The sequence below is a fragment of the Neisseria sicca genome (genome assembly GCF_014054945.1).
Taxonomy (GTDB): Bacteria; Pseudomonadota; Gammaproteobacteria; order Burkholderiales; family Neisseriaceae; genus Neisseria; species Neisseria sicca.
This window is the reverse complement of the sequence record NZ_CP059566.1, coordinates 2,617,912-2,641,769: the sequence shown is the minus strand read 5'-3', so window position 1 is coordinate 2,641,769 and position 23,858 is coordinate 2,617,912. Positions and strand designations below refer to the sequence as shown.

At 50.7% G+C, this 23,858-nt stretch carries 11 protein-coding genes; 2 read left to right on the top strand and 9 right to left on the bottom strand.

Annotated elements, in window-relative coordinates; genetic code table 11:
- Positions 1–63: 63 nt before the first annotated feature.
- Positions 64–1,014: a bile acid:sodium symporter family protein gene (locus H3L95_RS12510; protein WP_003757204.1), complete on the bottom strand. Its 951-nt coding sequence runs from the start codon at positions 1,012–1,014 to the stop codon at positions 64–66.
- A 350-nt stretch (positions 1,015–1,364) separates the two neighbouring features.
- Here H3L95_RS12510 and H3L95_RS12505 point away from each other — a divergent pair, with 350 nt between their 5' ends.
- Positions 1,365–2,621: an AmpG family muropeptide MFS transporter gene (locus H3L95_RS12505; RefSeq protein WP_003757209.1), complete on the top strand. Its 1,257-nt coding sequence runs from the start codon at positions 1,365–1,367 to the stop codon at positions 2,619–2,621.
- 427 nt (positions 2,622–3,048) lie between these two features.
- Here H3L95_RS12505 and H3L95_RS12500 read toward each other — a convergent pair whose 3' ends face one another.
- The 3 genes from H3L95_RS12500 to H3L95_RS13930 all read right to left on the bottom strand — a co-directional run bounded on the left by H3L95_RS12500 (position 3,049) and on the right by H3L95_RS13930 (position 16,603).
- Positions 3,049–14,637 (bottom strand): YadA-like family protein, encoded by an 11,589-nt coding sequence (locus tag H3L95_RS12500; protein ID WP_003757212.1) that lies wholly within the window; start codon positions 14,635–14,637, stop codon positions 3,049–3,051.
- 842 nt (positions 14,638–15,479) lie between these two features.
- The gene (locus H3L95_RS12495; protein WP_003757220.1) at positions 15,480–16,409 is read right to left on the bottom strand and encodes a hypothetical protein; all 930 of its coding nucleotides are present in this window, start codon (positions 16,407–16,409) and stop codon (positions 15,480–15,482) included.
- Positions 16,410–16,477: 68 nt separating this feature from the next.
- Complete coding sequence (locus H3L95_RS13930) at positions 16,478–16,603, bottom strand: hypothetical protein (protein ID WP_003764615.1); 126 nt, start codon at positions 16,601–16,603, stop codon at positions 16,478–16,480.
- A gap of 60 nt (positions 16,604–16,663) precedes the next feature.
- On the opposite strand from H3L95_RS13930, the gene ubiG reads away from it, so the two are divergent.
- Complete coding sequence (gene ubiG, locus H3L95_RS12490) at positions 16,664–17,383, top strand: bifunctional 2-polyprenyl-6-hydroxyphenol methylase/3-demethylubiquinol 3-O-methyltransferase UbiG (protein WP_003757226.1); 720 nt, start codon at positions 16,664–16,666, stop codon at positions 17,381–17,383.
- A gap of 345 nt (positions 17,384–17,728) precedes the next feature.
- Here the strand turns inward: ubiG and ftsZ are convergent, their stop codons facing one another.
- The 5 genes from ftsZ to murC form a co-directional block, all read right to left on the bottom strand.
- Entirely contained in the window at positions 17,729–18,919 is a 1,191-nt protein-coding gene (ftsZ, locus tag H3L95_RS12485) for a cell division protein FtsZ (protein WP_003757229.1), read from the bottom strand.
- 223 nt (positions 18,920–19,142) lie between these two features.
- Complete coding sequence (gene ftsA / locus H3L95_RS12480) at positions 19,143–20,387, bottom strand: cell division protein FtsA (RefSeq protein WP_003757231.1); 1,245 nt, start codon at positions 20,385–20,387, stop codon at positions 19,143–19,145.
- A gap of 80 nt (positions 20,388–20,467) precedes the next feature.
- Positions 20,468–21,193: a cell division protein FtsQ/DivIB gene (locus tag H3L95_RS12475; protein ID WP_003757233.1), complete on the bottom strand. Its 726-nt coding sequence runs from the start codon at positions 21,191–21,193 to the stop codon at positions 20,468–20,470.
- Positions 21,183–22,097: a D-alanine--D-alanine ligase gene (locus H3L95_RS12470; protein WP_003757235.1), complete on the bottom strand. Its 915-nt coding sequence runs from the start codon at positions 22,095–22,097 to the stop codon at positions 21,183–21,185. Before H3L95_RS12470 ends, H3L95_RS12475 begins: the two co-directional genes overlap by 11 nt.
- Before the next feature lie 149 nt (positions 22,098–22,246).
- Positions 22,247–23,656 (bottom strand): UDP-N-acetylmuramate--L-alanine ligase, encoded by a 1,410-nt coding sequence (murC, locus tag H3L95_RS12465; RefSeq protein ID WP_003757236.1) that lies wholly within the window; start codon positions 23,654–23,656, stop codon positions 22,247–22,249.
- Positions 23,657–23,858: the final 202 nt, after the last annotated feature.

The following is a 23,858-nucleotide window of genomic DNA, read 5'->3' as shown; positions in this document are numbered from 1 at the left end:
CTGAAAAATGTTTTTCAGACGACCTTTTGATTATTGATTGAAGACTGAACCGACCACCGCAGCTTATTGCTTACGCTTATCCCACCAAGCGAATAAGTTGCCCAAGACAGTTCCCGATACGGAGTGCCAGACGCAGGCGACGGCGGTAGCGACGGCGGATTCGGCGTTACCCGGGAAGAATTTGGCGCTCAGACCCGTGGCAAGACCGGCGTTTTGTACGCCGACTTCGATAGCGATGGTACGTTTTTTGGCGGTATTCATACCGGTCAGTGCGCCGCTGTAATAGCCGAGGATGTAGCCGCCGATATTGTGTGCGGCAATGGCGAGCACCATAACTAAGGCAGATTCGGCAAAGCGGTGGCCGTGGACGGCGGCAACACCGCCGACAATGCAGGCAAAGGCGGCAACGGCAACGGCGGGCATAATGGCGCGGACATCTTCAAACCAGTGTTTTTTGTGCAGCAACATATTGGCGGCAGAACCGATAACGACGGGCAACAGGGTAACGAGCAACATAAACTTGAACATGCCCCAGCCGTCCATTTCGACGGTTTGTCCCACGAGGTAAGTCATCCACAGCGGCGTCATAACGGGGGCGAGGACGGTGGAGACGGTGGTCATGCCGACTGAGAAGGCAACATCGCCTTTGGCAAGGAAACTCATGATGTTGGACGAAACCCCGCCCGGGCAAGTACCGACCAAAACCAGACCCAGCGTCAATCCGGGCGAAAGGTTGAAGGCTTTGGCGATACCGATGGCGAGCAGCGGCATAATGGTGTATTGGGCAACTGCGCCGATGAAAATATCGAGCGGGCGTTTAGCCAAAATTTGATAGTCTTCTTTGCCTAGAGTCATGCCCATGCCGAGCATAATGATGCCGAGTACGACGACTTGCGTGTCGCCTTTCACCCATGAAAAGGTAGCGGGTTCGATAAAGGCGACGATAGAGGCAAGGACGATAATCAGGGCGGTGAATCGGGTCATTTGCCGGCTGACGGCAGTCAGAAAGTTCATAGTTTGCTCCTTTGTAGGTTGTTATGTATGACAGCGATTGCCATAATTTAACGGATATTAACTTTTCTATGCAACTCTGGCAACGATAGCGGAAACAATCGGCAATTGAATAAATAAATGAATAGTCAGCACTATATTGCTGCTTGTCTCTTACTGACGGAATCTAAATTTTCAGACGACCCCATCCAGATACCAAGCAGCTCTTTGACACATATTGCGGCAATTCACGCCCTCTCATTTGTTTTTAAACCCTTACAGTAGGCAATCCCGCCCTGCTACGCAGGATTTGTTACAATGTGCCTTTCTTTTTGTACTGCTCATCCATTATGACTGATTCCCAACCAAGCACTATGCAGCGGATTTTTTCGCGCAATATGCTGATTTGTATTTTTACGGGCTTCACATCGGGGCTGCCGCTTTATTTCCTATACAGCCTGATTCCTGCGTGGCTGCGCCTCAACGAGGTTAATTTGAAAACCATCGGGCTGTTTGCTCTGATTGGTTTTCCCTACACTTGGAAATTTATCTGGTCTCCGCTTCTGGACTCTGTACGCCTGCCGTTTTTAGGTTTGCGACGCGGTTGGATGTTGGTGATGCAGATCGCGCTTTTGCTGCTTTTGGCTGCCTATGCGTTTGTCCGCCCGCAAGAACATTTGTCGATTATTTTGGGGCTGTCTTTGGTAGTAGCATTTTTTTCTGCCAGTCAGGATATTGTGATTGATGCTTTCCGTCGCGAAGTGTTGTCCGATGAAGAGTTGGTTTTAGGTAACTCGCTGTATGTGAATGCCTATCGTATTTCCTCGCTGATTCCAGCTTCATTAAGTCTGATTTTAGCCGATAGGATGCCTTGGTCATCTGTATTCGTCATTACCGCTCTATTCATGATTCCGGGTTTATTGGCTACTTTATTTGTCGCGCGAGAACCGGCACAACAACCCGTCGGTGCAAAAGGCTTGAAAGATACCGTTATCGAGCCTTTCCGTGATTTCTTTACCCGTCAAAGCGTTAAACAGGCGTTGATTATTTTGGCTTTTATCGTGCTATATAAACTGGGCGACAGCATGGCAACTGCGCTGGCAAACCCGTTTTATATCGATATGGGCTTCTCACCAACTGACATGGGACTGATTGCGAAAAACGCGGGACTGTGGCCGGCGGTGATTTTCGGGATTATCGGCGGCATTTGGGTAAACAAATTAGGCGTTAACCGTGCATTGTGGCTGTTTGGTTTGGTGCAATGGGTTACGATTTTAGGTTTTGCGTGGCTGGCAAGTTTCGGACATTTCGAGCATGTGGGCGCATCAGAACGAACCATGCTGGCAGTCGTCATTGCTGCCGAGGCAGTGGGTGTGGGCTTGGGTACAGTGGCATTTGTGTCATATATGGCGCAACAAACCAATACCGCATTTACCGCCACACAGTTTGCACTGCTGTCCAGCCTATCCGCCGTACCGCGCACGTTTATGAACGCGTCAGCAGGTTTTCTGATTGAAAAGATGGGCTATGTCAATTTCTTCTGGCTGTGTTTTATATTGGGGATTCCTGGGATGTTGCTGCTATTTAAAGTTGCGCCTTGGAACGGAGATAAAAAAGAACAATCTGCTTAAATATGCCACCAAATTTAAAGGTCGTCTGAAAACCAATGTATCCGGTTTCAGACGACCTTTTTTACAACAATGCAAATCAAGAATAGAGAAAACAGTCAAGCAAATATAGTGGATTAACTTTAAACCAGTACGGCGTTGCCTCGCCTTAGCTCAAAGAGAACGATTCTCTAAGGGGCTGAAGCACCAAGTGAATCGGTTCCGTACTATCTGTACTGTCTGCGGCTTCGTCGCCTTGTCCTGATTTAAATTTAATCCACTATAGTTTTTAGTTTTGCTTGATACCCGCCGTCTTATATCGACAATATACGAATCCGCTCTATTCGCAATTGATTTCTTCACCCTCCCTTCGTTCATATAAAAAGGTCGTCTGAAACCCTGTTTTGGATTTCAGACGACCTTTGCTTTACTTCAGCTAAGAGCCGTTAGCTTACCACTGGTACAACGCACCTGCCCCGACACCGACGTGACCGTCTGTGTTGGCAGAGAAGTTGCCTTTAACAACCCAGTTACCGCCGTCGCTCATCGCAGACACGCCGATTGCCATGGCGGATTGGCCGCCGTAGTAGCCGCTGCCCACGCCGATACCGGTCGCACCCGGACGGGTTACTTGCGGAATCGAGCCTTGTGCAATCGCACCTGCCACGCCTGCATAGGCTTTTTTGCCGACGCGTTCGATGTTGTTTTGCAGGGCGTTACCCACGCCGGCGAGCTGGTTCAGGTTGACCGCATCGGTACCTTCTTTCGCCGGAGCGACGTTGGTGATGCGTTGTCCGCCGTTGTTCAGACCGATCGGGCTGAGGCTGACGGTATTCGCCGGGTTATGGGCGGTTGGTGCAGCGATGCTGACACCTTGCGCGTTAACGGTTACACCGCCTGCGGTTACGCTGGTTACGTCGAGTTTATCGGCAGTAGCAACGTTGTACACGGTCTGTCCGCTGTTGCCGGTCGTTTGGTTAACGACGACGTTCTTACCTGCGGTAACTTCGGTTTTCGCTGCTGTCGCTTGTGTCGCTACGTTAGCAATCGCCTGATTGGTGTAATACAACTGGCTGCCGTTGATCGCATCGGTCGAATCCGCCGATACCACGCCTGCCGCCACACCTTGTACCTGACGGGTCTCGTCCGTACCGTTGCCGACGGTGACGACACCGGCGACTTTGTTCGCGGCAGCAGCCGAACCTGCTTTGCCTGCCACGGCTTTGTCGTTCAGGCCGCCGTAGGTATAGGCTTCGCCTTTGGCCGCATCAGCCGTATGGATGCCTTGGGTTTGGGCGCGGTCGCCGAGGTAGACGGAATCGTTGACCGTGGCTTTGATGTTGCTGCCCAATGCGTAGGCGTTGTCGGCGGATACGTTGTTGTTGTTACCGATGGAGTAAGAGCTGTTGCCGCTTACTACGGTCGGGTCACCGATGGCGCCGGAGTTTTTGCCGCTGACGATGTTGCCGGTACCGATGGCGATGGTGTTCTCGGCGTTGGCTTTGGCGCCTTTACCGATGGCGATGGCGTTGGTGCCTTTGGAGGCGGCTTGGAAGCCGACTGCCGTGGCGTATGCGCCGCTCGCGCTGGAGTCTTCGCTGTTGCGTGCCTGTACGTCGGGGTTCACTTCGCCGTCGTTGGTATGGAAGAACTTGATACCTTGTTCGTTCATACGGCCTACGGCTTCGATGACGTTGTTGGTCACGTACATGCCTTGGTCTTCGACGTTGTAGGTCACGAGGCTGTAACCGTTGGACTGGGCAATCTTGGTCTCGTTCGTGACGTTGGTCACGTTCGGGTTGTTGCTGTTGTCCACCAGGGTAATGTTTTTGATGTTACCCAAGCCTGCTTTGCCGTCTGCTTCGACTGACGGCGGTGCAGTGTTGACGTTGCCGCCGTTGCTGCCGATCAGTTCGTAAACCTGGTGCAGTTGTCCGCCGTTGACGGCATCGGTGCTGCCTGCGGCGACGGTGCCTGCGGCGACGCCGGTCACTTTCTTACCGCCTGCGTTGATGCCGTCGGCAGTGATGTTGACATCGCCTGCTTTCAGACCGTCTTTGCCCAGCGCCACTTTGTCGCCGACGTTGACGCCGTTGTTGTTCACAACCGTATTGCCTGCTTTGACGCTGTCTACTTTCAGGTCTTTGTTGAGGCCGACCTGAATGCCGTTCGCGCCTGCGGTAGTGGTGATGTTGGCATCGCCTTTAACCGCCACGGTATCGCCCAATTTGTTGGCAACGGTCGTACCGCTGTCGCCTGCGAAGCTGATGCCTTTGTTGTCTACCGCGTCTTTCGCCGCTACGCCTTTGGCGATGTCGGCTTTGACGGCTTTAGACAGGTCAACGGCGTAGTCGGTTACGTTATTGGCGTCTTTGTTGCCTTTGGTCACGACGATGTTGTCGGAACCTGCGGAAACGCTCGCGCCGTCTGCGTTCACGGTGTAAACGGTTTGACCGTTCGCACCTTGTTTGCCGGTAACGCTGGCAATGTTGGTACCGGCTTCGACTTCGGTCTTGGCGGCGGCAGTCAGACGGTTCAGCTGTCCGACGTTGGCGGCATCGGTGTCTTTCACACCGGCGGCAACGTTGCTGATGGCTTTGTTGCCTGCGTTGATGCCGTCAGCGGTGATGTTCACATCGCCTGCTTTCAGACCGTCTTTGCCCAATGCCACTTTGTCGCCGACTTTGACGCCGTTGTTATTCATAACGGTATCGCCTGCGGTGAAGCTGTCGGCTTTGAGGTTAGGTGCGGTCGCCACTTTGTAAGTGGTGCTGCCGTCGGCATTTTGCTCAGGTGTGACGACGATGTTGTCGTTGCCGCTGTCCACTTTGGATGTCGCTTTCGCTGCGGCTGCTTTGAGCTGTGCAACGTTCACTGCGTCGGTGTCGGCTTCGCCTGCGGCGATGTCGGTCACTTTGTTACCACCGTTGTTCAGACCGTCTTTGGTCAGGCTGACGGGCTTGCCTGCCTTGCCGTTGCCCACAGTCAGTCCGTTGTCGGTCAGGACGCTGCCGCCTACGGTCACTTTGTCGAAGGAGACGTCGTCTGAAGTCGCTACGGTGATGTGTTTACCGTTGCGGCTGACTTTGACGTTTTTGCCTTCTTTGAAGGTTACGGTGTCGCCTGCGCCGATTTTTTCAGACGAGGTTTCGTCGTTGGCGTTCAGGTTCCAACCTTTGTCGGCAGTTTCTTTCACCGCGGCAATGGCGTCGTGGACGTTGTCTTTGCCGGTGCCGCCGATGTCGGTAGTGGTCACGTTGCCTTTGTTGTTGGCCGCGTTACCACCGAGCAGGTTCGCCAGGTTGGCTTGGGCTGCGTTCAACTGCTCTTCGCTTGCGGCTTGGCCTTTAGTGGCAAAGTCCGCACCGCCCAGGGTGGTGTTGCTCAGACCGGAAATCAGACCGGCGGTACCGTCGATCACGAGCGGTTTGTTGCCGTTGCCTGCTTTGCCGACGGTAATCTTGTCGGCCAGCGAGAAGCCGATGCCGTTTTCGTCGGCGCGGGTCAGGATGTTGCCGTCGCCTTTGACGCTCAGGCTGTCACCCAGTTTCTTCGCACCGGTCGTGCCGTTGTCGGCGGCAAAGGTCAGACCTTTGTTGTCCACCGCGTCTTTCGCCGCGACGCCTTTGGCAATGTCGGCTTTGGCTTCGTCGGTCAGGTCGAGGGCGTAATCGGTAACACCGTCGGCGTCTTTCGCACCTTCGCTGACTTTAACCGCACCGCCCGCCGCTTGGCTGAGGGTGGTCTTGTCGGCGTTAACCGTGTACTCGGTGTTGTTGCCGTCCACTTTTTCGCTGACGGTAACGTTCTTACCGGCGACGACGGTGGTGGTTTTTTCAGTGGCGGCGAGTTGTTCGTTCAACTGGGCGACGTTGACGGCGTCGGTGGCTGCCGTACCTTTGGCTACGTTGGCAATCTTGTTGCCGCCGTTGTTCAGACCGGCATTAGTCAGAGACACTTGGCTTGGCGAACCGTCCGTACCGATCTTCAGACCTTCGGTAGTCAAGACGCTGTTGCCTGCGATAACACTTTCGGCAACTACGCTGGTAGCTTCTACGGAATCAGCTTTGACATGAGCAAACTCAACGTCGTCTGAAGTCTCAACCGTCAGCTCTTTACCGCTGCGTTTCACTCGGATGTTCTTACCTTGTTTCACGGTTACGGTGTCGCCTGCGGCGATGTTTTCACTGTCGCTGTCAGCTTCGTCGTTGGCTTTCAAGTTCCAGCCTTTACCTACGGTCTCTTTAACTGCTGCAATCGCGTCGTGAACATTGTCTTTACCTGTACCGCCGATGTCGTTAGTAGCTACGTTGCCTTTGTCGTTGGCCGCGTTACCACCAAGGAGTTTCGCCAGGTTGGCTTGAGTTTCGTTCAACTGTTCTTCAGTTGCAGCTTGACCTTTAGTAGCGAAGTCCGCACCGCCCAACGCTTGGTTGGTCAGTCCGCTGACAATACCTTCTTTACCGTCAATCACGACCGGTTTGCCGCCGTTCGCCGCGTCTTTGCCGATGGTGACTTTCTCGGCCAGGCTGAAGTCGATCGCTTTGCCTGTACCGCTTGTGGTAACGATGTTCTTGTCTTTGCTTGTGTAGGTAACGGTGTCGCCCAAGTTCACTTTTTCAGACGACCCATTGTCCGCAACGATGTTCAGACCTTTGCTGACTTCTTCGCCTACTTTATCCAAAGCGTCTTGAACCGTGCCTACGGCTTCATGTTTCGTACCGTCTGCTTTGGTTACAGTAAAGACAGGAGCTTCAATCGCACCGGTAGTCGGGTTGATGCTGCTATTCAACGCTTTGGCAATCGGGTTCAGCTGGCTGACGTTAACCGCATCAGTATCTGCCACACCTTTGGCTACGTTGGCGATTTTGTTGCCGCCGTTGTTCAGACCGGACGTAGTCAGGGACACTTGGTTCGGAGAACCATCTGCACCGATCTTCAAACCTTCGGTAGTCAAGACGCTGTTGCCTGCGATGACGCTTTCGGCAACCACACTGGCAGCTTCTACTGAATCAGCTTTGACATGAGTAAACTCAACGTCGTCTGAAGTGGCTACAGTAATGTTCTTACCGTCGCGGGTCACTTTGATGTTTTTGCCGTCTTTGAAGTTAACCGTTTCACCGGCAGCAACTTTCTCTTCGGTATCGTCGTTCGCTTGCAGCTTCCAACCTTTTTCCACCGTCTCCTTCACAGACTTGATTGCGTCATGAACCGTATTTTGGTTAGTCCCGCCAATGTTGCTCATAGCGATATTGCCGTTGGTATTTTCTGCGTTACCGCCCAAAATGGTTTTCAGGTTCACTTGGCTAGCATTCAGCTGTTCTTCGGTCGCAGCTTGTCCTTTGGTGGCAAAGTCCGTTCCGCCCAATGTTTTGTTGGTCAGCCCGCTTACCGTGCCGTTCGTACCGTCAAGTACAATCGGGGTGCTGCCGGCTTTACCCAACGTAACTTTGTCGTTCAAACCGAAATCAACTTTGCCTCCCGACAGGGTTTTGGTCTTAATGTTGCCATCGATACCGGTGTAAGTAACGGTGTCACCTAAGTTGACTTTTTCAGTCGACCCTGCATCAGCGGCAATCTTCAGACCTTTACCCAACTCGTCGCCCACTTTGTCCAATGCTTCTTGAACAGTATGCACAGGAGTGCCTGCCGTACCGTCAGTTTGTTTGACGGTAAAGTTAGGTGCTGCGATAGAACCATCCGTACCAACGGTCGTGTTCAACGCTGTTGCCAACGGTCTGATTTGGCTGACATTTACCGCGTCGGCGTCTTCCGTACCTTTGGCTACTTTGGTAATTTTGTTGCCGCCGTTATTCAGACCGGTATTAGTCAGGGACACTTGGTTCGGAGATCTGTCATCACCAATTTTCAGACCTTCGGTAGTCAAGACGCTGTTGCCTGCGATGACGCTGTCGGCAACCACGCTGGCAGCTTCTACTGAATTAGCTTTAACATGAGCAAACTCGACGTCGTCTGAAGTGGCTACGGTAATGTTCTTCCCATCGCGGGTTACTTTGATGTTTTTGCCGTCTTTGAACGTTACCGTTTCGCCTGCTGCTACTTTTTCGGCAGTATCGCCGTTGGCTTGCAGATTCCAGCCTTTTTCAGCAGTTTCTTTGACGGATTTAATCGCATCGCTGACGGTAGTCTTGCCTGTTCCGCCGATGTCGGTAACCGTTACCGTACCGTTTTGGTTGGTTGAACCTGTACCCAAAACATCTGCCAGATTGGTTTGCGCGGCATCTATCTGCTCTTCGGTCGCGGCTTGGCCTTTGGTTGCGAAATCCGTACCGCCCAAGGTTTTGTTGGTCAGTCCGCTTACTGTGCCTTTCGTGCCATCGATAATAACGGGGTTGCCACCTGCCGCGTTTTTGCCGACGGTGATGGTATTGGCAAGGCTGAAGTCGATTTCGTTGCTGCCTACAGTCGTTACGATATTTTTATCTTTGCTCGTGTAGGTAACGGTTTCGCCCAAATTGACTTTGTCCGCATTGCCTTTGTCTGCGGCAATGGTCAGGCCTTTATTCAACTCGTCGCTGACTTTGTTCAAAGCATCTTGAACGGTATGTACAGGAGTACCTGCCGTACCGTCGGCTTGTTTGACGGTAAAGCTCGGCTGTCCGATCGTACCGTCCGCACCGACGGTCATGTTCAATGCTTCAGCCAACGGTTTGATTTGGCTGACGTTCACTCCGTCAGTTTCTTCCGTACCTTTAGCAACTTTGGTGATCTTGTTACCGCCGTTATTCAAACCGGACTTAGTCAGGAATACGGGATTATCACCGTTGGCAATAGTTAGACCATCGGTCGTCAGTACGCTGTTACCTGCGGTGACTTGCGGTGTGTTCAGTCCGTCTGTGGTCAGAACACTATTACCTGCTTTGAGTTTATCGGTATTGACGGTTTGGACAGTGATTTCGTCTTTCAATTTGACTTTAATGCCGTCTGCTCCAGCTTCAGTAACGACGTTTTGGTCGTCGCCTTTGAGATTGACGGTTTCACCCAGTTTGGCGGCATCGGTTGTTCCGTTGTTACCCGCAAATGCAACACCCTTGCTGTCGACAGCAGTTTTCGCCTCCACACCCTTTTGAATCTCGGCTTTGGCGTCGTCTGAAAGGTCAAGTTCGTAGTTGGTAGTTTTGGTTTGGTTACTGTTTGTCGATTCAGTCGGATTCAATGCCAACTTACCGTCAGATTTTACGCTCACAGTCGTTTTATCGGCATGAACGGTATAAAGTGTCTGATTACCAGTAACTTGAGAAGCAACATGGGTATTATCGCCTGCCGCTACGATGCTGATTTTCTCGCTGTCGGCAACGGCTTTATTGATGGCATTGGCAACATCAGTTGCGGTAGCAAATGCATCACCTGCTGTATCCGCACTGATTACGCCGCCAGTACCCGCTGTCAACGTAGATTTATTGACATTGAACGCAACGGTGCCGTTTTTGTTTTCGGCGGTCGTACCTGTACCGTCAACGAAATTCAATATGGAGTCAGCTTGATTCAACGTTTTGGCAGCCGCACCGTTGACTTGTACGCCGATGTTTTGCAATGCGCTGTCGGCTTTTTTCAAGGATTCTTTGGTTTTGTCAGACAAATCCAGATTGTAGGTAGTGACATTAGTAGTTGGATTTTCAGACGACGTCAGTTTCAAACCATCTACACTACTGTCGAGCGCAACGGCTGCACCTTTGGCGTTGATGGTGTAAACCGTATGCCCGTCAGTCGGGTTATCGATTTTGGTTACACTGGCAACATTCGTACCCCCTTGAACCTCGGTTTTCGCGGCTTTGACTTGTTTGTAGCTTGCTGCGTCATTATCTGCCTCGCCGTCAGCAATGTTGGTAATCTTGTGGCCGCCGTTGGAGAGTCCGCCTGCAGTCAGTTTCACAGGGTTGCTGCCGGAGCCGATGGTTACGCCGGAGCCGTTAACGGTCGTTCCGCCAGCAGTAACGCCATCGCTGAAGGCTGCAGAAGTCAGTCCGGTCAATTCTTTTGCCAGTTTGACGTTCAGCGTATGATTTTGGTCGTCTGAAACTACACCAATATTATTATCGGATAGCTTATTTCGATCAGTTTGTCCGCCTTTGACTGCTACGGTGCTGCCGAGTTTACGGTTGAATTGGTTGCCAACATCGCCTGTAAAGTTCAGAGAGCTATTAACAGCTCTATTCAAAGCGGACAGCGCATCGCCAACAGTATTGTAGTTAACCACGCTTGAAGTAGCGGGAGAATCTGAAACAACTGCATAAGTCGGCATGGAAACGCTGCCATCAGTGCCTACTTGCGTACCCAGTGCTTCAGCTATTTTCTTCAATTGGGACACATTGACTGCATCATTATCTTTGATGCCCGATTTCACATTACCAACAATGGTCGGTACGGAAGTTTGCGGGTCTTTGGCGTTCAAAGCTGCAATGGTTACATCACCGTTATATTCTGCTCCACCATCTACATAAGTAAACGATACTACTTTTTGTCCGCCTACTTCTTTAACGTTGCGGGTTAAAAGCTTTCCGTCTTTATCAATATAAGAGAAAGGAGCATCATTGCTGACCGTAGTCAGAGTGTTGACGCGCAGATTATTCATTGCATCTTGGAGCTGCCCAACATTAACCGCATCATTAGTATCCGTACCTTGACCCAAATTAGTAATACGGTTTCCAGACATATTTAGTCCGCCTTTGGCAGTAACTACGCCTGTAAATTCAGGGTTATCCACCGTATTAATACTTACAGTGGTTCCCGATTGATGCAGATGTATATTTTTACCTGCCTCAAGTCGGAGGGTAGAACCACTTGTAATTTCCTGCGAAGAATGATTTTCGGCACGACCATTGGTTCCGGTAGCAACAGCCGTGTCTAATTGAAACGATTTAAAGGCTGACGTTTTCAAAGACGCAATTGCCCTATCAACGGTATTTTCACCCGTACCACCAATATTATTCATGGTAATACTGCCGTCTTCAGCCAACTGTGCATTACTACCCAATACATTTTTAACGGTTTTGGCAGTATTGCCCAAAACGTTTTGTACCGCGTACAGCTGGCTGCCGTTGATGGCATCCGTAGAAGTGTTAGAGATTTCGCCCGGAGCAACGTTTTTCAATTGACGTTCGTAGCCTGACGAACCGAAAGACACTTGGTCGCCGGAGGTAATATGGTTACCACCTGCAAAGCCTGAGTATTTCAGATCGTTGACTTTAGCTTCGTTGACTTCGATTGCATTGGTTGTAGTCGTACTGCCCGCACCGATTGCGACAGAGTTGCCTTTGGTGGCTTTCGCACCCATACCGAATGCGGCAGAGGCGACGCCTTCAGCAATCGTACCCGTACCAAAGGCTGTGGATAATTGGCCTATTGCCTGTGATTTAGTACCAATGGCTACCGCAGCTTCGCTTGAAGTCGTATGAGTATAACTGCCGGTTACCATCACATCGCCGGTATAGTCTTGATAAACTTGTTTAACCGTTTTACCCCCCGTACCGTCTACAGTTTTCACTGCAACGGTATCCCAGTCGTCCGCACCGATGGCGATAGAAGAATTGCCTTTTGCGTCTACATTGTTACCGATGGCAGTAGATTGATCGCCCCATGCATTGGCGTATGCACCGATAGCAACGGTTTGATTGTAATCAGGTTGTCCAGAACCTGGTATTTCGGTATTGGTTGCAGAAGCGTTATAGCCGATGACGACAGAGCGCGAGTTATTGGATCGCGCATCTTCACCGATAACAACCGCACTGAATTTCAGGGCTGTTGCATTATTACCGATAGCAACTGCTGCAGCTTGAGCAGCTTTGCTGTTTGTACCGATAGCAATGGAATTGGTATCGTCCGCGTTGGCGTTGTTACCCAAAGCTATGGCATTGGCTTCGCGGGTATGGCTGCTCAAACCAAGCGCCAAAGAAGCCGCGCCGTCTGCATTGGCAGCACGTCCTAACGCAATAGAATCAGTTTTCCAAGCATTATTGCCCGAACCGATTGCAATAGCATATCTTTTATCAGCCTTCGTACCGGCACCGAATGCAATCGTGTCGGCATCATTAGCAAAAGCCCCTTTACCGATTGCCATTGCCCGATTTTGCACAGCATCGGCACCGTTACCGATAGCAACAGTATCTTCTCCTTTTGCTTTGCTTTCATTACCTACCGAAACAGCATTTAAATTCAGAGCTTGTGCTTGTCGACCTACCGCCACAGAGCCTGTTTTTTTAGCATAAGCGCTAAAACCGAACGCTGACGCACCTGCTTGTTCAGCTTTGGTATATGGACCAACAGCAGTAGTAGAGTTATCAGTAGCTCTTGAGCCATCACCTATGGCCACGCTCGATTTACCTGATGACTCAGTATCTTGACCGCCAGCAAACGAGTTTTGACCATAGGCATTTGCTTTTTGGCCGATAGCGGTTGCATTTTTACCGTTTGCTTTACTTAGCGAACCGACGGCAACTGAACCTTCGCCAGTAGTATCGCCATTAATAGTGGAATCAGAGCCTGCTGCCGCCTCAACAGTAGCCTTGCTACCAATTACAACCGCATTGCTTGCAGCCGCCCTGGCTTCAGGACCGGCGGCAATCGCGTTTTCGCCTGTTGCGCCGTCGTTGTTGTAGTTGGCTACCGGCGTACCTAGGCGGTTGACGCTGTAATAATGGGTTTGAGCGGCTTGCATATCTTTGGCAATCGCGTAAAGCTGGCTGCCGTTAATCGCATCGGTAGAAGTTGCAGTAATTTCACCTGGTGCAACATGTTTAAGTTGACGTTCGTAATCTACCGAACCGAAAGAAACTTGCGAACCCGAAGTAATATGTGTCGCTCCTGCAAAACCGCTATAAGAAATACCATTGATTGTCGCATTCGTTACAGCTGTTGCATCGGTATTGGTGTGCGACCCCGCACCGATTGCGACAGATTTATCCTGACTGGCAGTTGCGCCCGCGCCAAACGCCGCCGCGCCAAGACCTGTGGCAGTCGTACCAGAACCAAAGGCAGTAGAAAGCACCCCATCCGCATAGGCTTTTACACCGACTGCAACGGCGGCATGATTGGAAGTCGTACCCTTAAAGGTAGGGTTAGTATCAAATACCATTTCTTTGCCCGTCAGCGATTTATAAATATCGCTTACTTTTCGGTTATTATGTCCAGAAGTGGTAACCAATTTATCTCTGACTATATTCCAATCGTCGCCACCGATAGCAATAGATGAATCCCCAGTTGCACGAGTGTTGTTACCGATAGAAGTGGATTGCGTGCCTGAGGCAACAGCATCCGGACCAATAGCAACTGCTTGGGTCGCACCTGTTGCTTGTGCCGTCCAACCGATAGCTACACTTTGCTTATTGTCTGCTCGCGTCCACTTGATGCCTTCAGACCTACCAATAGCGATAGAATCTTCTCCCGTTGCTCGCGTACCAGTACCGATAGCAATTGCATGGTTTGCCGTTGCCTGAGATTCCGTACCCACAGCAATTGCATTGTTACCACGCGCTGTTAAGTTACTACCCACACCGATGGCACCATTCCCGTTAACACCTTGATTCGCCATTCTGCTCGAATCATTGTTACCAATCGCAATGGCACCTATTCCATTAACAGTAGTATCCGCACCAATCCCTATTGCCTTCGTTCCATCCGCACGGAGATTAACACCGATGGCAATAGCATTATTACCGTTAGAAATTGTTGTATGAGTCGAATTGGGAGCAATTGCCAAAGCACCATTGATTTTAGCTTGAGCATTATGACCGATAGACATAGCACCTGCTCCGTTTGCGGAAGTCGATCCCGTACCAATAGAGAGTACCCCCCCCGTTAAAGACCCTTCCGGAATCACTGCCCAAGCCCCTTCGGAAAATCCCAATAATGCCGCGCTCAACGCGGTCAGCCTGAATAAGGTTTTCAGACGACCTTCCTCTGAGGCGCGCACATCCCCTTCAGCACCTTCGCTGCTTGATTTGACACGTCCCTTCGCCAATTCGGAAGTAACGACGAAAGAGCCGATGGTACGGTTCCATACAACTTTGAAAATCTTATTCATAACAATCTCTCTTGGTTGGATTTATTAAAAAATATCAGATTGAATTCAAGCATATACAATCAAAATAAGACGTACTCCCCGCACTGCCCCGCCGCCGGATCTTCTTCTTCAGGCACACGCGGATTTTATGAGGCAGGCATTCATTTATTTTGTTTATATATTATTGAAAACCAATCAAGCTGACGTTAATTGTCACTTAGATACAATTTTTAGAACATATCTATATCTTGGGAAATAGTGTTTTAAGCTAATCAACCTTACCGTTTGTTTAAAAAAAGCCCCGATAATCCGTAACTTTGCTTTTAAAATTAACATTTATTTACTAAATAATATAGAACTATGACTTTTACCCTGCAATTACCATGCCAAAGATGACATATCTGATTCATGCTTTCAGACTTCTATAAAGCATTTATACTAAAATGAAAAAATGCCGTAAGCGAATTTTGAAAAGGTCGTCTGAAAATAAACTGCAACAAGATCATGGACATCACTCTCCCTGTTATAGTGGATTAACTTTAAACCAGGACGGCGTTACCTCGCCTTAGCTCAAAGAGAACGATTCTCTAAGGTGCTGAAGCACCAAGTGAATCGGTTCCGTACTATCCGTACTGTCTGCGGCTTCGTCGCCTTGTCCTGATTTAAATTTAATCCACTATATTTCACGCTGTATCACAACCGCTCATTTTTCCGATTGGATTAATAAGCAACAAAGCCGCCATTGCGACAAAAAGGTCGTCTGAAACCTAAATTTTGGGTTTCAGACGACCTTTTTGCTTGGCGATTTATCCGCCCGCCGTCACGCTTTTCTCTATTAAATTAACGGTAGGAAATGCGTTGTTTTATTTCACTTTGCTGTTTTTCAATGATTTGGATGATGTCGGCGGCTGCAATGTTTCGACGGTGATGTCTTTGGGGTGCGCCGCGATAAAGGATTTGGTCGCGCGCATGATTGCCTGTATGCGCGGGTCGTTCCAGCGGACGATTTGATGGTTTTCATCGCGCTTGTCCGACCAGATAATCACGCCGTCCATATATTTGCTGCTGATTTCGAGCATTTTCTGCCAGCGTTCGGCATCGATAAATTGTTTGAAATACGGGCTGTTGCTTGCGGAATAATATTGCGGCCAGAGGTAGCCGATGATTTTTTTGTCGGGATAGCGCTTTCTAATCTCGGCAACGGTGGTTTGGACGTCTTTTTCCCATTGCGCCAAATCGGGCGTGGTGATGTAAAACACGGGATTGGCATAGTCGCTGATGGCTGCGCTCATCTGACGGCGTTTGCTAAACTGCCGCCATTTTGCCAACACTGCCTCGTTGTCCGCCTGAGCTTGGTAGTAGCGGATGGCGTGCAGGTGTTCGTCGGGCAAGCCGTAGTTGCTGATGTAGGCACGGGGATTTTCTTCTTTGAAAATCCGGTACATACGGGCAAAATCGGTTTTAAGTTCTTGAGGCGTGAGGATTTGTCCGTCTTTTTCGGCAAACCAGGTTTCGATGTCGGTGGAGATGGTGCGGTAGCCTTCGCGATAGGACTGGCGCGCCAATTCGCGGATTCGTTTTTCGTTCAATACGCCGTGTTTGCGCTTGCCGGCAGGATCGGGCATTACCAGCTCGGATTCGTAAATCAGGAATACTTTGGACAATTTGTCGGCGGTCAGGTCGGGTTTGCCGACGTAGTCCATGCGGTCGTAAATGATAAAGTCTTTGCCGGAGGCAAACGCGGAGGCTACGGCAAGGAAGAGTAGGGATGCGGCGCGGATTAGTGGTTTCATTGGGTTTTCTTTTAGATAGGGGATGGGGTATTTGCTGCTTCAGCAATGCGTGGGCAAGTTTATATAAATTAATGGGAAAGGTCGCGGCAAACAAGGCGGAAGGGGTAAAAACAAGTCAAAGGTCGTCTGAAAAGGGTAAGCGGCGTTTTCAGACGACCTTTTTGGCGGCTGGCGGCGGTTTGTCTCTGTTCCATCCTGCCGCTTTGCTATAAAATCGAAACCCTCTTCAACCCGAAATCCAAATCAGGAAAATCATGATGGAAGCAGCCGGACAACACAACGTCGATGCGGACGAAATCGCTAAATTCAGCCAAATTGCGGATAAATGGTGGGATAAAAACGGCGAGTTCAAACCTTTGCACGACATCAATCCGCTGCGCTTGGGCTATATCGACTCGTTCGCGCAGTTGGCGGGCAAACGTGTTTTGGATGTCGGCTGCGGCGGCGGGATTTTGTCGGAAAGCATGGCAACACGCGGCGCGGCGCACGTTACCGGCATCGATATGGCGGAAAAATCGTTGGAAACCGCCCAAGCCCATGCCGCTGCCGAAGGAGTGGACAATATCGATTACCGCTGCATCCGCGTCGAAGACCTTGCTGCCGAACAGCCGCACAGTTTCGATGTTGTAACCTGTATGGAAATGATGGAACACGTTCCCGATCCCGCCGCCATCGTCAAAGCCTGTTCGGAGCTAGTGAAGCCTGACGGTATGGTGTTTTTCTCCACCATCAACCGCAACCCTAAATCTTATCTCCATCTGATTGTCGGTGCGGAATATGTGTTGAACGTCGTCCCCAAGGGGACGCACGATTGGCAAAAATTCATCACACCCGCCGAGCTGGCGCGGATGTGCAGGCAGGCAGGTTTGGACGTTATCGACACCAAGGGCATGACCTACAATCTCTTGACCCGCCGCTATTCTTTATGCGACTCGACAGAAGTGAATTATATGATTGCCTGCCGTCCGGTTTAAATCTGCCTATCCGAATCATGAGAAGAGGTCGTCTGAAACTTACGTTTAAGAACGTTTCAGACGACCTCTTATTAACTTCTCACCAATGCAACTTGCCCACTTCTCTAATTCAATTTTTTGAAGCAAACTTCCCGCAGACAAAGACCGCTGTTTCCAAACAAACGGAAATTTAGCTTTAAAACGGGATCTCCCTGACAAAACCCAAATCGTATCGATAGATTTATATTCACATGACAATACCAATGAATATCATCACCCTGCCCCTTTTAAATCCTTAAAGAATTACGCTCTACATTGCACAAATACAGATACAAAAAAGCCTGCTTAAAGCAGGCTTTTTATCGATTATTTATCAGGATTGTGCTGACGGCGTAAAATCGCAGGAATTTCAAAATCATCTAAAACAGATTGATTGCCGAAATCTGCCGCAGTCAGATTCATGGAGCGAATACCGCGGTTGGTTCTTACCAGGCTTTCTACACTACCCGGTTGTTGAACATGGGAATCATCGACTCCGCTAACCAGTTTTTGTGCGCGGACAGCCGCACGCATTTGGTTTTCGCTGCCGTTTTCTTTCAAACCGGTCGCAATAATGGTTACGCGGATAGCGTCTTCGCCCATGTTGTCATCTTCGGCAGTACCGTATTTGCATTCTGCTTCAGGATGCGCATTCTCGTTAACCACTTTCATGATTTCACGGTATTCGGACATTTTCAGGCAATCCGGAGCGGTAGTGATGTTGACCAATACGCCGCGCGCGCCATCCAGAGTCACATTATCCAGCAACGGGCTGGAAATCGCTTGTTCGGTTGCCAAACGGGCGCGGTCGATGCCTTGGGAAAAACCGGAACCCATCATGGCGATACCTTTGATGCCCATTACGTTTTTAACGTCGGCGAAGTCAAGGTTGATGAAACCGGGACGGGTAACTACTTCGGAAATACCGGCTACGGCATCACGCAGGACGTTATCCGCCGCACGGAACGCTTCACGCATGGTCACGTCTTCGCCCAATGCGGTCATCAGTTTGTCGTTCGGGATGATAATCAATGAATCGACTTGACCTTTAAGCTGCTCCAAACCTTCTTGGGCAATGTGTACGCGTTTGCCTTCGTAGCCGAACGGACGGGTAACGACTGCAACGGTCAGGATACCCATTTCTTTGGCAATCTCGGCAACCACAGGAGCCGCACCGGTACCGGTACCGCCACCCATACCGGTGGTGATAAACAACATATTCGCACCGCGAATAGCATCCTCGATGGCTTCGCGATCTTCTTGTGCCGCAGCACGGCCGATTTCAGGATTGGCACCCGCACCCAAACCACGGGTCAGATTAGTACCCAATTGGATGCGCTTGGCTGCGTTATTTTTACCCAAAGATTGTGCATCAGTATTGGCACTAATAAATTCAACACCTTGGATGGTGTTGGCAATCATGTTGTTAATAGCGTTGCAACCGCCGCCACCCAAGCCGATTACTTTGATGACCGCAGGGCTTGCGGCTGATTCAGCTACGTCGTAAACAAATTCCATTCAAATACTCCTGCGCGCCCTGCATCGAGGACGGTCCAAAAATTTAGATATTACCCGTATTATATAAGAAGTATTCCGACGCTGGCAAAATACTTCTTATTCATTCACCATTACCGTTATTTTTTTACTACATTTTTTAACGAAAGCACACAAGTTTTTAATTATTGCGATTGGAACTATTCCGACAGCAATTCATTTTCCCTGTAAGCAAGTAACGGAACAATCAGAAATTGTCTTTAAAGAATTTCATCAGTTTTGCCCACAGACTGATTTTTTCAGTCTGATCGTGAACCACAATCGCACCGGTCACCGGCGCGCCGTCTTCCTCTCCCCTTGCCGCCTGCAAAAGACCGATGGCGGTTGAATAGCGCGGATTGCGGATGCGTTCGGATACGCCGCCCATTTCCTGAGGTACGCCGATACGTGCAGGCAAGGCGAATACTTCTTCGGCAAGCTCAACGATGCCGGTCAGCATAGATGCGCCGCCAGTCAGAACGATGCCCGATGTGAGGACTTCTTCAGGGAAGCCGGAACGGCGCAATTCGTTAAGGGTCAACTCTAGGATTTCTTCGACGCGAGGACCGATGACGCTTGCCAAAACGCGGCGGGAAATCTGGCGGGGTTGGCGGTCGCCGACGCTGGGAACTTCGACCATTTCGTCCAAGCCGTCCATATCGGGAATCGCTACGCCGTAGTGGATTTTGATGTATTCGGCAGCGCTGTGCGGGGTCCGCAGTGCTTGTGCCAAGTCTTTGGTAATCAAATCGCCCGCCACGGGAATCACGGCAGTATGGCGGATGGCGCCGTTGGTATAAACGGCAATATCGGTCGTACCGCCGCCGATGTCGATGACGCATACGCCCAAATCTTTTTCGTCTTCAGTCAAAACAGCCTGACCGCTCGCCAAGGGCTGAAGCATGATTTGGTCCATCTGCAAACCGCAACGATGGATACATTTTTGGATGTTTTGCAGGGCGGTATTGGCACCGGTAATGATATGTACGCGGGTATCGAGTCGGACGCCGCTCATACCGATAGGTTCTTTGACGCCGGGCTGGTTGTCGATGATGTATTCTTGCACCACGGTATGCAGGATATTGTGATCCGGCGGGATGTTGATGGCTTTGGCGGTTTCGATGGCGCGGTCGATGTCGGCTTGCGAAACTTCACCGTCTTTGATTTTGACAACCCCTTGCGAATTCAAGCTGCGGATATGGTTACCCGCGATACCGGTCGTAACGTGGCTGATTTTGGTGTCCGCCATCAATTCGGCTTCATTGACTGCCTGCTGAATGGCTTGGGCCGTCGCGTCAATGTTGGTTACCATGCCTGCTTTAAGGCCGCGAGACGGTGCCTGTCCGAGTCCGACGATGTGGATTTCGTTGTCGTCTTGTACTTCGCCAATCAGGGCGATGACTTTGGATGTGCCGATATCGAGGGCACTGATATATTTACCTTGTTGTTCCATTATATTTGCTCGTTATTTCGCTGGAGTTATAACTATTTGTCTGTATTGGCAATAGTTTGCTTCACGCCGTTTGCTTGGCTTTAGTCGTCTGAAACATTTTCAGACGGCGTCTCTGATGTGTAACGCACGGAAAATCCGTCTTTATACCGCATATCAACGTAGGATAACCGATTTTGATTTTTACGCAACAGCGTCGGCCAAATTTCAGCGAAAAGCTGTAAGCGTTTGATTTCGTTTTCCCTTCCCAGTCTGACGGTAATCCCGTTGTCCAAGACCACCAACCAGGCGGAGCGCGGCGTATAAATCAGTTCTTTAATCGCCAGATTTTGCCGGCGGAGGATGCCGGAAAATTCTTCGTAGTGTTTGACCATGTCTTTGCCCGTACCCGGCTGTCCTTCAAAGATTGGCAGCTTGGCTTTGAGCTGAGCGTCAAACACATTGCCTTTGGAATCGACCAAACCGCCGCTGCGCCAATGGGCAACAGGCACGCGCTCGGTCAAATGGATTTCGACGGTATCGGGGAAGCGGCGGCGCACCATGGCGGAATCCACCCACGGCAGCTTTTGAAAGGCTGCCTGAATACCGTCCAAATCGGCACGGAAAATATTGCTGTGCGTGTGCTGTTGAGCAGCGCGCTGAAGTGCTTTCCCGTCCGAATAGGTCAGCTTGCCCTGTATGGACACTTGTTTGACGGGAAAATGATTGGAGTTGTATAGCCAGGCTATGCAGGTACCGATGAGCAGCAATGCCATCAGCAGCAACAGCCAGCGGGTCAGCCGACCCAGTGCGCTTGCGTCATCCCACATGTGCGGTTTTCAGAATTTCAATGCATAAATCGGCAAAATCCACGCCGGTATGGGCGGCGGATTTCGGTACTAAACTGTGGCTCGTCATGCCGGGCAACGTGTTGATTTCCAAGAGGTAAAGTTTACCGTCGGTATCTTTGAGGAAATCGACGCGCACGCAGCCCTCTGCCCCGATTGCCTGCGCTCCGCGGACTGCCAGGGAACGCATCAGGTTTTCTTCAGCCTCGCTCAAGTCTTCGGACGGACATTGATAAACAGTGTCGTCGCGGTTGTATTTGGCTTCGTAGTCGTAAAACTCAGTCGCGGGGATGATGTGTATGCTGGGCAGGCCTTTGCCGTTCAACACGGGGCAGGAATATTCGCCGCCACCGATGAATCGCTCGGCAATGATTTCGCCTTGAAGGTGTTTCAATTCTTCGTAAACGCTTTTCAGACGACCTTTTTCTTTCACTTTCACAACACCGACGCTGCTGCCTTCGGCTGCCGGTTTAACGAACATGGGCAAGCCGAGTTGTTGTTCGACGGCATCGAAATCGGAATCTTCGTGCAAAACGGCAAACTCGGGAACGGGCAGCCCCAAAGCTTGCCAAATCAGTTTGCAGCGGTATTTATCCATGCCGATGGCTGAAGCGGCGACACCGCTGCCGGTATAAGGAATGCCCAACAATTCCAACGCGCCCTGAACGGCACCGTCTTCGCCGTAAGTACCGTGGAGGATATTGAAAGCAGTTTGGAAACCTTGGGTTTTCAATTCCGCCAAGGGCGTTTCTTTAGGGTCGAAGGCGTGTGCGTCTATGCCTTTGCTTTTTAAGGCATTCAAAATGGCGGCACCGCTATCCAGCGAAATTTCGCGTTCGCTGGAAAAGCCGCCCATCAATACGGCTACTTTGCCAAAATTCTGCATTGTTTTTGTTCTTTCTTGATTACTTCATTTTTTGATACAGGTCGTCTGAAAACGAATCGGGTTTTCAGACGACCTTAATCTTGCTTGCCCACCCGATGGAACATCGCTTCATTGGGCGGCTATCGCGGCATCACGATAAAATTTCCGCCTCAGGCTTTTTTCGACAACTCCAGCATCGCGGCAGGTACACGGTTGATGCTGCCTGCGCCCATATTCAACACGATGTCGCCGTCCTGTAAAACGTTCAACAGCATTTCAGGCAAGTCGGCGACGTTTTCGCAGTAAATCGGCTCGAGTTTGCCCAATACGCGGATGGCGCGGGCAAGGGCGCGGGAGTCGGCGGCGGCAATCGGCTCTTCGCCGGCGGCATAAACTTCGGTCAACACCAGCGCGTCAACGGTATTGAGGACTTTGGTGAAGTCTTCGAACAAATCGCGCGTGCGGGTATAGCGGTGCGGCTGGAAGGCGAGCACCAAACGTTTTTCCGGATACGCGCCGCGTGCGGCAGAGAGGGTCGCTGCCATTTCGACGGGATGGTGTCCGTAATCGTCCACCAACAGCGCGGTTCCGCCGTTGGGCAGCTTCATGTCGCCGTATTTTTGGAAGCGGCGGCCGACGCCTTCGAAACCGAGCAAGCCGCGCTGAATCGCTTCGACGGATGCACCAACCTCCAGCGCCACGCCGATGGCTGCCAAAGCATTGAGGACGTTGTGTCTGCCGGGCATGTTCAACACGACTTCAAACGGCGCCTGCTCATGTCCTTTCATTTGGACATGAACGGTAAACTTCATTTGTGCGCCGACGCTTTCGATGTCGGTCGCGTAAATATCGGCGGCATCGTCCAAGCCGTAAGTGGCGTAAGGTTTGCTCACTTTAGGCAGAATCGCGCGGACGTGTTCGCTGTCGATACACAAAAACGCTTTGCCGTAGAACGGCATACGGTGGATAAAATCAACAAACGCCTGATGCAGTTTTTCGACGCTGTGTCCGTAAGTATCCATGTGGTCTTCGTCGATATTGGTGACGACGGACATAATCGGAGTCAGATGTAGGAAGGACGCATCGGACTCGTCGGCTTCGGCGACGATGTATTCGCCTTTGCCCAAGCGGGCGTTGGTACCTGCGGCATTGAGTTTGCCACCGATAACGAAAGTGGGGTCGAGACCTGCCGCGCCGAGGATGGACGCCGTCAGGCTGGTGGTCGTGGTTTTGCCGTGCGTACCGGCAATGGCGATGCCGTCACGGAAGCGCATTAGTTCCGCCAGCATCAGGGCGCGCGGAATGACGGGGATTTGCTGCTCCAGCGCAGCGACGACTTCGGGATTGTCTTTTTTGACGGCGGTAGAGGTAACGACGACATCCGCGCCGTTGACGTGTTCGGCGGTATGACCGGGATAAACTTGAATACCCAAGCTGCTCAAATGCTCGGTCACCGCATTTCGCGCCTGATCCGAACCGGAAACTTTAAAGCCCAAATTGTGTAAGACTTCGGCGATACCGCTCATGCCGACGCCGCCGATACCGACAAAATGGATGTTGGTGACTCGATTTTTCATCATGATGTTGCGTTCCGGTGGATTTTCGATGCGTAAAGGCGTTATTTTAAAGGGCTATCCGCTTCTGCGCCATAGTTTTCTTGTAAATTAAAGATGTTTCGGCATACAGGATTTCACATTGGTGGCAATATGGGTAAAAAAGAGGTTTCGTTCAGCGGCGAATTACCCATTTTTAAACTCGACTTCAGCTACCAAAATACCAGCA

Excerpts from the sequence above, each read along its gene's own strand:
- H3L95_RS12510 (WP_003757204.1), bottom strand. The coding sequence starts at position 1,014 with ATGAACTTTCTGACTGCCGTCAGCCGGCAAATGACCCGATTCACCGCC.
- H3L95_RS12505 (WP_003757209.1), top strand. The coding sequence starts at position 1,365 with ATGCAGCGGATTTTTTCGCGCAATATGCTGATTTGTATTTTTACGGGC.
- H3L95_RS12500 (WP_003757212.1), bottom strand. The coding sequence starts at position 14,637 with ATGAATAAGATTTTCAAAGTTGTATGGAACCGTACCATCGGCTCTTTC.
- H3L95_RS12495 (WP_003757220.1), bottom strand. The coding sequence starts at position 16,409 with ATGAAACCACTAATCCGCGCCGCATCCCTACTCTTCCTTGCCGTAGCC.
- H3L95_RS13930 (WP_003764615.1), bottom strand. The coding sequence starts at position 16,603 with ATGGAACAGAGACAAACCGCCGCCAGCCGCCAAAAAGGTCGTCTGAAA.
- ubiG (WP_003757226.1), top strand. The coding sequence starts at position 16,664 with ATGATGGAAGCAGCCGGACAACACAACGTCGATGCGGACGAAATCGCT.
- ftsZ (WP_003757229.1), bottom strand. The coding sequence starts at position 18,919 with ATGGAATTTGTTTACGACGTAGCTGAATCAGCCGCAAGCCCTGCGGTC.
- ftsA (WP_003757231.1), bottom strand. The coding sequence starts at position 20,387 with ATGGAACAACAAGGTAAATATATCAGTGCCCTCGATATCGGCACATCC.
- H3L95_RS12475 (WP_003757233.1), bottom strand. The coding sequence starts at position 21,193 with ATGTGGGATGACGCAAGCGCACTGGGTCGGCTGACCCGCTGGCTGTTG.
- H3L95_RS12470 (WP_003757235.1), bottom strand. The coding sequence starts at position 22,097 with ATGCAGAATTTTGGCAAAGTAGCCGTATTGATGGGCGGCTTTTCCAGC.
- murC (WP_003757236.1), bottom strand. The coding sequence starts at position 23,656 with ATGATGAAAAATCGAGTCACCAACATCCATTTTGTCGGTATCGGCGGC.